General features: G+C 52.1%; 6 protein-coding genes. All 6 read right to left on the bottom strand.

What is annotated here, in order from left to right:
* Entirely contained in the window at nucleotides 1-1,509 is a 1,509-nt protein-coding gene (locus B5D63_RS02200) for a RagB/SusD family nutrient uptake outer membrane protein (RefSeq protein ID WP_078667132.1), read from the bottom strand.
* 10 nt (nucleotides 1,510-1,519) lie between these two features.
* Complete coding sequence (locus B5D63_RS02195) at nucleotides 1,520-4,984, bottom strand: TonB-dependent receptor (RefSeq protein WP_078667131.1); 3,465 nt, start codon at nucleotides 4,982-4,984, stop codon at nucleotides 1,520-1,522.
* Between the two features lie 96 nt (nucleotides 4,985-5,080).
* Entirely contained in the window at nucleotides 5,081-6,229 is a 1,149-nt protein-coding gene (locus B5D63_RS02190) for a FecR family protein (RefSeq protein ID WP_078667130.1), read from the bottom strand.
* Between the two features lie 85 nt (nucleotides 6,230-6,314).
* Nucleotides 6,315-6,914, bottom strand: coding sequence for an RNA polymerase sigma factor (locus tag B5D63_RS02185; RefSeq protein WP_078667129.1), 600 nt, complete (start codon nucleotides 6,912-6,914; stop codon nucleotides 6,315-6,317).
* Between the two features lie 386 nt (nucleotides 6,915-7,300).
* A complete protein-coding gene (locus tag B5D63_RS02180; RefSeq protein WP_200816895.1) occupies nucleotides 7,301-8,998 on the bottom strand; it encodes a RagB/SusD family nutrient uptake outer membrane protein in 1,698 nt (565 codons plus the stop codon).
* A 12-nt stretch (nucleotides 8,999-9,010) separates the two neighbouring features.
* A complete protein-coding gene (locus B5D63_RS02175; protein WP_200816894.1) occupies nucleotides 9,011-12,460 on the bottom strand; it encodes a TonB-dependent receptor in 3,450 nt (1,149 codons plus the stop codon).
* Nucleotides 12,461-12,478 lie beyond the last annotated feature (18 nt).

Here is a 12,478-nt window from a genome sequence, read left to right as displayed (position 1 = left end):
TTATTTATAAGCTGGATTAGTAAGAATACCACCGGAACGTACTACTTCCTTGTCCGGTATCGGATAATATTCATGATAAGGCCGCAGGTTGTTTTTGATGACCTCATATTCCGCACCGGCTGTTTCACCGACAGCGCGGAAGAAGACGCCCCATCTCACGAGGTCCCATTTACGGCCGTATTCCCCCATCAGTTCGCGGGCACGCTCTTTTTTCACTTCTTCGAAGAACTCCGTCTTACCGGGATAAGCCGGTAGCTTCAGCGCATCATAAGCACGGCCTTTTACTTCGTTGAGGCATTGGAGTGCGAGACCTGCGTCGCCGGTTTCGTTGGCGGCTTCCGCCAGCATCAGCAGTGCATCAGCATAACGGAACACTTTCTGGTTGTTTCCATCGGCGATGTTATCCATGGCAGGGCACCAGAACTTAGGCCCCATCCAGGCTTTACCGGTACCGTTGTTCTGCATGGGGCGCTTGAAATAAGCGCCGTTGTAGCTATAAGCCAGGATCATCTCCCGGCGCGGATCGGCATAGTCATAAAGCTTCATGAAATACTCCGTCGGCGTCACGGAGTTAAAAGGATTGGCTTTGGCTCCCAGCTCCGGAATGTTCACCCCATCATAGGTGCTGGTACCGGAAGCTTTGGTGGGTGTGAAGAATGCTGCTACGTTAGTAGTCTTTTTCAGACCGGTGGCTGACCAGGTATATTGCACTTCAAAAATAGATTCGGCCGTGTTCTTATTGCGGAACCAGGTGTCCTCCAACGGATACTGCGCCAGCTGGCCATACACCTTTCTGATCGCTTCCATGGCTTCCACGCATACGGGATATTGTTTGTTCCACAAGGCCATCTTACCGATCAGCATATATGCCATGGCAGCGGAAATGCGGTTCTGCGGCACTTCGGAGGTACGCACCTGCGGCAGTTTAGGGGCATATTCCTGCAACTCCTTTATCAGCTTGTCCCTTGTTTCCACAGCACTCATTCTGCCCAGCTTCATCACCTCGTTGAGGGCGGTCAGGCTGTTAACGTTCTGTGTATAAAAAGGTACATCATTGAAAGTGCTGGTAAGGATATAGTAATACAACGCCCTTAGCACCACGGCTTCTGCTTTCAGCGACGGTTTCCTGTCGGCCGCAATGGTGGCATTTTCAATGCCTTCTATAGCGGCGTTGCAATACATCACACCCTTATAACAGGCAGTCCAGATATTGTCTCCCATACCCGGATTGGCAGGGGATATTTCGAATTTGGCATCCAGCTGCGAGGAGTTAAGAAAAGCCAGGTCGGTAGACCCTTCCAGCGGAATGATCAGATCAGAAATATAGATACTGTTGAGCGGCATATAACAGCCGTTCAGTGCAGCGATACACTGGTTTTCATTCCTGAAAAAATCTCCCGGGCTCACGAAACTGCTCGGCTCTTCTTCCAGCAGCTTGCTACAGCCGGTCCACCCGGCAGCGCCAGCCAACAACAGCAAGGCAACGATATAATTCAATTTTCTTTTCATACCCAATACTTTAAAATTTTAATTCTGCACCGAAGGTGATGGTACGGCTGGATGGATACGCGCCGTTGTCCATGCGGCGCATGGTAGAACCACCGCTCTGTGTGGACACTTCAGGATCATAGCCGTTGTAGTGCTTCCACAGCACGAGGTTGTTGCCTCCCAGCGAGAGGGAGACAGACTGCAGCCGCTTACGCGTGATCCTGCTCAGATCAAAAGGATAGGCAATGGAGAAATTTTTGAACCGCAGGAAAGTAGCGGAATGCACGAACCGGTCGTTGGGAATGTCATCTTTGGAATCAGCGCGCGGATAGTCGGAATTGGGATTCCGTACGGGGTGCCACGCATTGACCATATATCGGTACTGGTTACTCAGGTAGGTGCCTGTGCCCATGAACAATTCCGTAGGATTATAAATCTGCCCGCCTACACTGTAGTTGAAATAAAAAGAGACCATCAGCTTTTTGAACCTGATCGTATTCTGAATACCGCCATAGAAGTCAGGATCGGCGTTCCCGAGGTACACCAGATCGTTGTTATCGAGGATACCGTCGTGGTTCTGATCGATGTAACGCTGCCGGCCGGGTGAATAATAGCTGACTGCTGACGAAGCGTATTGCCTGTCTTTTTTATTCTGTTCTATTTCTGCCTGGCTTTTCCACACCCCGGCGTACTCCATGCCCCACAAGGCATTCAGCGGTTGTCCTTTTACGTAACCATACATCATATACTGGGCACCGTAAGGGTTGTCATACACGGATACCCTGTCCAGCCCGCCGATGTCTTCTACCAGCTGCCTGTTATGAGCGATGGTAAAAGTGGTAGACCAGGAGAAATTTTTCCGGCGGATATTTTCTGTGTTGACCGTCAATTCAATGCCTTTGTTAGACGTTTTTCCGATATTGGCCAGCCTGGAACCGAAACCGGTATGCGTAGGCAGCTGCACAGTCAGCAAGAGGTCAGAGGTGTTGCTTTTATATACTTCCAGGGAGATGTCCACCCGTTTGTTGAGGAATGACAGGTCCAGCCCGGCGTTATAAGACGTGGTCTTTTCCCAGGTAAGTCCTTCGTTTTCGATGCGCGCCGGGTAGTAAGCTACCGGTTGTATACCACCCAACAGGTAACCGGAAGAAGTGGAATTAAGGCGGGAGAGCGACTGGTAACGGGAGATCGCATCGTTACCGGAGGTACCGGCGCTCAGCCTCACAGACAACTCGCTGATGTCCCGGAAACGGCGCATGAACGGCTCGTTGGCGATATTCCATTTCACGGCGGCAGACGGGAAGTATGCCCATTTATTTTTTTGCGAGAAGTTGGAAGCACCGTCCGCACGGCCGGTAGCCGTTAAGTAATACCTGTTGCGATAGTTGTAGTTGATACGTGCCAGGTGAGACATACGGCCCAGGTTTTCCAGCGAGGAGCCAATGTTGATCGTTTCTTTGGAAGGCAGTGCGCCCATATCGTTCGTGCCCACGTCATCGATAAAATAGCCATTACCGCTGGCGGTCATGTTATTGAACTTTTTCTTCTGTACAGTAAAACCATACATCGCATTGAAGTTGTGCTTTTTGTTCCAGCTGTTTTTATAGGTAATGGTATTCTCGTTGAGGATGTTATTATCGTAGTAGCTGCGTTTATATGCATAAGCGCCGGTGTTGGCGTTTGCGCGGGACGGCATGGTGGAAGGAATAAACTGGTTGTCATTCTTACTGTAATCGGTATATGAAACGGTGGACCTGATCAGGATATTTTTCACCGGGGTAATTTCGATATATCCCATAGCGCTCAGGCTTTTTTCCAGCGCATTGTTCTGTTTGAGCTCCACATTGGCCAGCGGTGAATCGAAGAGGGTACCGCTGTACCACTGGGTGTTCCAGTCGTTGAAGCTGCCGTCCGGCTTATATGCCGGCATGGTGGGCGACAGGAAGATGGTAGAGCGGTACCATAACGTGCTCGTACCTACGTCGGCGTTGTTGAGTTTGCGGGCAATCTGCGAGTAGTTGAAGCGTACGCCTGCTTTTACATAACGGCTGATGGTCCTGTCAAGATTGAGACGTACCTGGTAACGTTGCAGGCCGCTGTTTTTGATGATGCCCTGGTTGTTGTTATAGTTGGCGGAGAAATAATACTGTGTGGCTTTGTCTCCGCCGTTGGCAGACAGCGTATAGTTCTGGTATGGCGCCGTGCGGGTGATCTCTTCTGTCCAGTTGGTGCCTTCTCCCAATGACAACGGGTTGGGGTAAGGATACTCTTCCAGCGGCTTTGCCGGGTTGGCGGAGTTACTGAAATAAAACCGGTCGTTTTGCAGCTGGGCAAACTCTGTGGCATTCATGAGGTCCAGGTAACGGGGCAATACAGAGCTGCCGAGGTCGGAGCGGAAAGTAAAATTTGTTTTGCCTGACCTGTTAGCACCGGATTTGGTAGTGATGATGATCACGCCGTTGCTGCCACGGGAGCCGTAGATGGCGGTAGAAGACGCGTCTTTCAGCACGTTGATGGACGCGATATCGGAAGGGTTCAGTTCATTGAGGCTGGAGATACCGTCCATCAGGCCGTCCACAATATACAGTGGTTCGTTGCTGGCGGTGATAGAGCGGGTACCGCGGATGCGCACAGAGGTAGCGGCGCCGGGTTCTCCGTCGGTGGAAACGATTTCTGCGCCGGCAATACGGCCTTGCAGCATCTGGTCCACGCGGGTAGCGGGGATGCCTTCAATATCTGCGGGACGTACGATAGAAACAGCGCCGGTGAGGTCTTTTTTTGCGACCGCGCCGTAGCCGATCACCACCACTTCATTGATGTCTTTTTTTGCCAGCGTCAGTTGTATGGTCAGCGGTTGTTGTTCGTGGGCCAGCGCTACCACCTTCCTTTCGAAACCGATGTAAGTGATCAGCAGCGTGGCGTTTTTCCCTGCCGCAATGCTGAATTCTCCTTTCTCGTTGGTCTGCACACCATGAGTACTCCCGGCAACAGCCACGGTAGCGCCGGGAAGGGGATTCCCTTCGTTGTCCAGCACCTTTCCCTTCACCGGCGGGTCTTGGGCCAGTTCCTTATCGGGCAGCACCGGCGCCGCTGTTGCAGCGGGCTTCGCTTTCTCTTTAATGGTAATGGTTTTGGCGCTGATCTCGAAATCGATCGGCTGGTCGGCCATCACGGTACGCAGGAATTCTGTGATATGCATGTTTTTCACAGTGATGGTTACCGGTTTTGTGTTGCTTAACATGGCGGTGTTGTAGAACACGACATAGCCGGTTTGTTTTTCCAGCACGTGGAAGATCTCTTTAAAAGAGAGATTTTTACCCGACAGGGTGACGGACTGCCCCAGCGTGCGGGCCTGCACCTGCAGGCACAGGATGGCAGACAATAGCAGCATATATGGCCACAGCGTGCGGCGGCCGGCTGTCCGACTGCTGTTCTGCCGGGACGTATTGTCCGGCGGAAGAGAAGGTCTTGTTGCGTAAAGCTGTTTGGACATCATGGTGGTGTTTCAGAATTTTTAAGGATCATTACAGGCATACGATACCCCGCTGCGCTCCCGGGGCGCAGTAATGGCTGGTATGACAATCTTCTTTTGTTATTGTGTGATGATTAGTTTTCGTTCCTCCAGGCGATAATGTACATTAGATATTTCCAGTATTCTCAATATGCTGTGCAGGTCAAGGTCCCGCTCCATCTTACCGCCGAAGCGGATGTCGGGGACACCGTTTTCATAAACGACCGTGATATCGTACCACCGTTCCAGCTGGTTCATCACCTGTTGGATGCTGGTGTTATCGAACTGGAACATGCCTTCCTTCCAGGCCGTCACCTGGCTGGTGTCTGTCGTTTGTATTTTAACATCCGTCCCCGCTACCGCTGCCTGCTGGCCCGGTTTCAGCAGCGTTGGCCGCTGTGCTGCCACCACCTGCACACTGCCGTGCAACAAAGTAGTGGTGATAGCTGGTTCGTTAGTATAGGCATTCACGTTAAAGCCCGTCCCCAGTACCCTGACTTCGCTCTGTGGGCCGGTCTTTACCCGAAAAGGCCTTGTGGCGGCGTGTTTCACTTCAAAATAGGCTTCCCCGCTGAGTTCCACCACGCGCTCGGTGGCGTTAAAGCTGACAGGGTAACGCAGCGAACTGGCGGCGTTGAGCCACACTTCCGTACCGTCCGGCAAGAGAAGATGAAATAGTTTTCCGCGGGGGGTGGACAAGGTATTGCAGGCACCTGCAACGTCTTTATCGCCACTGTAAGCCAGCGTATTTTGACTCAGATGGATAAGGGCGCCGGCAGCATTGCGGATACTGCCCTGGTGCAGGCTGTCGAGCGTTACCTGGCTGCCGTCGTCCAGGGTGAGGATGGCGCTTTGTGCCGCAGGACGTATGTCCTCCATCGCCAGCGGTGGCAGCGTACCGGTAGCAGGTGTTGCAGGGCGGCGGAGCAGATATCCCGCGGCGCCCGCCAACAGCAACAGCGAAGCGGCGGCGGCCCACCAGCGCATACGCATGGTTCGGCCTTTCGGCTGTGATTTCCCACCGGCCTGTACAATAAGCGCCAGTATCTCCTGCGCCCGATGGTCAGGCATCGCCCGTTCGTTGCCGGAACCGGCGATCACCTCGTCCAGCAGCTGCAACAGCTCCCCGTCGTGCTGCGACCGGGCTATCAGTTGCAGGAGCTCCTGCCGCTCTGCTTCGGTACTGGTCTTCTCCAGCGATTTGCGGAATAATGATTCAAAACGGGACATGCGGTAAACCGGATTTATGCCGGGTATATCAAAAGAAATCCCTAGAAAAGAAAAATGGGTCAGTGGGAAACAGAAAAAATATGCTTCATAACAATTCCTTAATAAGGAACAGGGTGGCGTAGGTGCCCAGATGATAGCTGCAATAAGTGCGAATGAAGTGCATCGCCTCTGCCAGGTGGCGTTTTACGGTTTCGGGCGAGAGATTCAGCACCCTGGCCGCCTCTTCCCGTTTCATGCCGTGTTCTTTGATCAGCTGATAAACTTTCTGTTGCTGTGGCGACAACCGGGATACGGCGTCGTGAAGTATCTGCCGGTATTCTTTTTCCAACAGCCGCTCGCTGGAAGAGGCCACGGCCGGCAACAGCCACTCTTCCTGGTCGGAGATAGCGTGACTGGTGGCCTGCTGCGCCAGCTGCTTCAGCGTTTTAAATACGCGGTTTCGGGTAATGGTGAACAGCCAGGCGGTAAAGTATTCCAGCTCCGGCAACTGCGCTCTCTTCAACCATACTTTTAAAAATACGTCCAATACGATCTCCTCTGCCACGGCTTCCGAGCCGGTGATCTTCCAGGCGATGGTGTATACTTTATTACGATACTGATGAAAAAGCGTCGCAAACGCTTTCTCATCTCCGTTGGCAATCGCCCGGAACAGGTCGTTGTCCGTATGTAGCTCGTGGGCGGTCATCCAGATAGATTTTGGTCACAAATATAATATGGCAATGTTGTCACTGTAATGACTATCGGAAAATCCGATGATACGTGAAATTTTGGTTGCTGCTCTAAATCCGCCAGTGGCAGCCGGTTTCATCCCTCTCCCGCTCAAGCCTGCTGTGACCGGATTTCATAATTAAATAACATTTCCCTGCAATTACGAATTATGAATTGAGGTCCCATGCAGGAACTTCCTACAAGACGCTTAAAATATAAAACACTCACCTGAAAAACAACATCAGCGTATTAAAATACTCATCAAGATAACTACAAACAGATACCACAGTGATAAAACCATTTGGGGCATGTACGAACAAACCATTTGTTCATACATGCCCCAAATCCTCAATTCGTATTTAATTACCAGCCCTTATTCTGCGGCAGCAGCTTCGGATTCAATGTCAGCTCCTGTGTAGGAATAGGATACAGGTACATTTTCTCGTTCCATATCCTGTTAGTGATATCAGGATATACCCGGATATAGCCGTTGGCATCCAGTACGATGTCTTTCACCTGCCCCTGGTTGGGATACTGGGCTTTTACTTCAGGCCGCAGCTTCATACCCAGGATGGATTCAGGGTTTTCGATGAGTTTACCGGCGTTCCAGCGCAGCAGATCATCAAAACGGAAACCTTCAGCGGCCAGCTCTACCCTTCTCTCCCGGCGTATTTCATCGAGCAGCACCGGCAGTCCGGGGAAATCGGATTTCGGGTCTTTTCTCAGGGCAGCGATCTGCATGGCGGGCATCCCTACTCTTGCACGTAAACGGCTAATCGTCTGATCGATCACGTTCTGGTCGCACTCGTTAAGCTCTGCCTTGGCTTCTGCATATACCAGCAGCACCTCTGCATAACGGAAGATAAACAGGTCCAGCGTAGACTGATTAGCATTCCACTGTTCCAGGCTGGAAGAACGTCCTTTCACGCGCTGATAACCGGTGCTTGTAACGCTGGTGCCTATACGCGGCAGGGTGATAAGATCCTTATTGCCGCTGGCATCTACCTGGAACACAAAACCCGGTGTGGCAATCAGCTGTCCAAAACGGGGATCTCGGTTGGTGATCTCCGCCTGGATAGAGTCGTCTCCCTTATAAGAAGGACTGAGGGACGTCGGCAGGCCGTCGGTGCACAGGAAAGAACGCACAAAGCTTTTACTGAAACCGGTGTTGCCCTCTCCCAGCTGGCGGGTGAGGTTATGCATGAATACGTCTTTGATAAAGCGCTTGGGCATTATCGCTTCCTTGTTGCCCTGCAGCTCTTCCTGTATAAACAGGTTGTAATAGTCGGTAGCAGGATGACCCGTACTGTACAGATCGTAGTCCCCGCTGGCGATCACCAGTTGCGCGGCGTTGGCGGCTTCCCGTATCATCGGCTGGTCATTTCCCAGGTTGTGATACTTGCGGTAAGTACCTTCCCACAGGCAAATACGCGCTTTCAGCGCAGCTGCTGCATATTTATGCAGGCGGCCTTTCTCCGCGCTGCCCGGCACCGGCAGATTGGCTACGGCAAAATTCAGGTCAGCCAGCACAGAGTCCATCACTTGTTTGTGCGGTGTACGCGGCAGGTCCAGCTCCGGTGAGTTCTCATTCAGGTCTTTCGAAAACCAGGGCACATCGCCATAACGTTTTACTTTCTGCCAGAAATACAACGCACGGAAGAAGCGCGCTTCTGCGGCATATTTATTTTTCACATCATCCCCTGCCTGGGCGCGCTGGTAGCGGGACAGAAAGTAGTTCACACTTCTCTCGTTCTTCCAGCTCCATTCTCCGTTGTCATCATTTTTTACTATCGGCACAATGTACTGCCCGGATAAAAACGGGTCTTTACTGCGCGGCACCATATTATCGGAGTTGTTGTCGGAATTGTTGTCCATCACGGGCAACGTGCTGTAAAACCCGTTGCAGTACAGCTTCAGGTCAGACTCGTTCTTGAAAAAAGTCGGATCGCTGAAAGCATCGTCCGGGTTCAGGTCGAGGAAAGAATCACGCTTACAGCCGGTCATCGCCATGACTGCTAACGCTAACGCATATATGATATTTTTACTTTTCATCATCATCATGTTTTGGATTGATTATAAGCCCAGTTGCAAACCGAAAGAAATGGCCCTGTTGAGCGGATAGTCTTTCGCTTCAAATATTTCCGGATCGTAGGCTTTATGCAATTTGGTGACTTCGAACAGGTTCTGTGCAGACACGTACACACGCAGTTTCTGCATACGCATGGCACGCATAGCGGAAGCCGGCAATGTGTATCCGATGGATAGGTTTTTCATACGGGCATAGGCGGCATTCTGCAGGTACTTGGTCTGTGCCTGGAAGTTGCCGCCGCCACCGAAGCGCTGACGGGGATAATAGGCATTAGGGTTTTCAGGTGTCCAGTAATCCAGTTGGTACACCATTGGTACGTCCCATTCGCTTTTGAAACCCCAGAAAGTGTTGCCATCAAGCATCACGTCGCGTTTGCCGATACCCTGGATGAGCATATTGAAGTCGAAGTTTTTGTACTGTACGGAGAGGTTCAGCCCGAACTGGTAACGCGGTGTTTTGTTACCGATCACACGGCGGTCGCCCGGATCTACAGCGGTATTCTGGCCCCTGGTAATTTTTTTGTCGCCGTTCAGGTCCTGGAATCTGATATCGCCGGCCAGCCATTTACCGTTCCAGAGGTTGGACTGGTCTGCGGACGCAGCATCAGCGTCTGACTGGAAGAAACCGTCAGTCACGTATCCCCATATCTCGTCCAGTTTTTGGCCTACATAATAGGATTTGTCGCCCAGTGTTTTGGTAGGATTGAGATCGTACCGGGTGATGGTAGCGGAATAATCGGACAAAGCGAGGTTTACTTCATAAGAGAGGTCGTCGTTGATTTTATCTCTCCAGTTAACCCCCAGTTCCCAGCCTTTGGTACGCATTTCACCGGTATTCACTTTCGGTGCGGAGGTGCCGAGGATGCCGGGCAACGGATAACCGTTCAGCAACATGTCTTTGGTATCGCGGATGTACCAGTCGAACGTAGCGCTGAGGCGGTTTTTCAGCAGGGTAATGTCCATACCGAAGTTGCGGGTGCTTACTTTTTCCCAGGTAAAATGCTGGCTTACCAGTCCGGGAACACCTACGTACACACCTTTCTGATCGTCGAAGATATAATCCACTTTACCGCCTGGCATGGTGGGGATGTAAGGGTAAATATCCGTATTTGCGTTCTGATCGGGGTTCAGCGCCTGGTTGCCCAGTGTGCCGTAAGACGCGCGCAGTTTCAGGTCGTTGATCACCTCCAGCAGCGGTTTAAAAAACCCTTCTTCAGATACGCGCCAGCCGGCAGATACAGAAGGCAGGAACACATAGCGGCTGCTGGCCGGGAAACGGGAAGTGCCATCATAGCGGCCGTTGACTTCCAGCAGGTATTTGTTGGCATAGTCGTAGTTCAGGCGGAAGAAGGAACCTGCCAGCGCCCAGCTGTACTGGCGGCCGTCGGCCAGCGGGCTGTTATCGTTGTTGAGGTTGATGGCCGGCATGGTCTGGTCGATGAGGTTTTTCACTTTTACGTTAAAACCTTTCACCTGTTTCTTTTCCTGGTTGTAGCCCACCATGGCTTTCAGGAAATGTTGACCAAACTGGCGGGAGTATTCTGCGTAAGCATTCAGGGCAGTGTAATAATCGTTGTTGTTACTTTCTTTTACGCTGCTGGGTTTACTCCATGGGAAAGTGCCCAGCAGGATGCCGTTGGCGCCGTATTCCTGGTATTCTTTAAAATGCTGCTGGTTGTTGAGCCCATAGCTGTTCCAGGTGTAGTCGCCTACGATACGCAGGTTTTTCAGGGGTTTCAGTACGAAGCCACCGGTGAGCCAGAGGTCATTGGCGGTTTCTTTGGTGCGGCCGTTGAGGGTGGCGAGGGCTACGATATTGGTAAACGAGCCCTGTCCTGAGAAGTGGCCGTCGGGGTGGTACACGGGCATGATCGGGCGAAGGTCGCCGGAGATCCAGCCGGATGAAAGGCCGCCATGGCTGGCAGGAGTTGGTTTATTGCTCTCGGTGCGGTTGAGCATCATTTTCATATTCAGTTCCAGCCAGGAAGTGGCTTCAGTGTTCAGTTTCAGGCTGGCATTATATCTTTTAAAGTCTTCATTGGCCACTTTCAGCAACCCTTTCTGGTCGAAGTAACCAAGAGAGGCGACGTAGCCGGTTTTGCCCTGGCCGCCGGAGATAGACACGTTGTGGTCCATCATAGGGGCCCATCCGGGGTACAGTTCTTTGATCCAGTCTGTATTGCCTACGTAGCGGTATTTGGAGGGGTTGGCGGGGTCCACATATACCGGCAGGTTGTTGCCCGGGTCGTTGAAATAGGCTGCCGCCCGGGTAGAATCTTCTGTGGTAAAGGGTTCAGAGGCTGCGTTACCGCCGGAGAGCTGACCGGTGCGATCTGCTTCGCGGTGCATACGGATATAATCTACCGAATTGAGGTATTTCGGCATACGGGTGGGGCGGGTGATGGTATAGGAGGTGGAGTAGTTGAGCCGCAGCGGCGCATCTTTACCGGGCTTTTTAGTAGTGATGAGGATAACGCCGTAAGCGCCTCTCACCCCATAGATAGCGGCAGATGCCGCATCTTTTAACACGGTTACATTGGCCACGTCAGCGGGATTGATGAGGTTGGGGTCCATCTGTACACCGTCTACCAGCACCAGCGGGCCACCGCCGTTGATAGAGGTATTACCGCGCACGTTGAAGGTGGCGCCTTTGCCCGGAGCGCCGTTGTTGAGGTTCACGTTAAGGTTGGGCACCATCCCCTGCAGGCCCTGCGCCAGGTTCACCAGCGGGCGGCTCTCCAGCTTTTTACCGTCCAGCGTGGCTACGGCGCCGGTGAGGTCGCCTTTTTTCTGGGTGCCATAACCTACCACGACCACTTCATTGAGGCCCTGGGTATCTTCCTGTAAGGTGATGTTAACAGTACTACGCCCTTCTACGGCAACGGTCTGCTGGATATGGCCGATAAAGGAAAACACCAGCGTGGCGTTGTCCGGGGCGTTCAACTCATACTCCCCGTTGGCGTTGGTAACAGCGCCGGCGTTGGCGCCGGAGACTTTTACCGTTACGCCGGGCAGTGGTTCGCCTTTGGCGTTGACCACCTTTCCTTTGATATGTTTGTCGCGGATTTCGTTACCGGCGCGGCTCACCACCACCACATTATTGTCCAGCACTTTGTAATGCAGGTTGAGCGGTGGCAGCAGGCGGTCCAGCACCGCTGTCACGGTAACGCCGCTCATATCAACAGATACAGGGGCTATGTCTTTCAACTCATCATTATTAAAGAAAAAACGGTAATTGGATTTTTTCTCCAGCATGATCAGCATTTTATCCAGCAGTGTGGCCTCTGCCCGGATATTGATCTTTTTCTGGGAATAAACACTGGCCGAAGCCTGCGCTACCAGTAATAGCAACAACGTGGTGAATTTCATAATCAATAACATCTGCTGGACCTTCGCCCGCACGGGGGGAGGTCCCGACTTAGTAAATTTTTTCATACCTTGGATTTGTTGAGT

It is taken from the genome of Chitinophaga eiseniae, assembly GCF_900167135.1.
GTDB classification, from domain to species: domain Bacteria; phylum Bacteroidota; class Bacteroidia; order Chitinophagales; family Chitinophagaceae; genus Chitinophaga; species Chitinophaga eiseniae.
The sequence above is the reverse complement of the archived record's forward strand: the minus strand, read 5'-3'. Positions and strand labels throughout refer to the sequence as shown.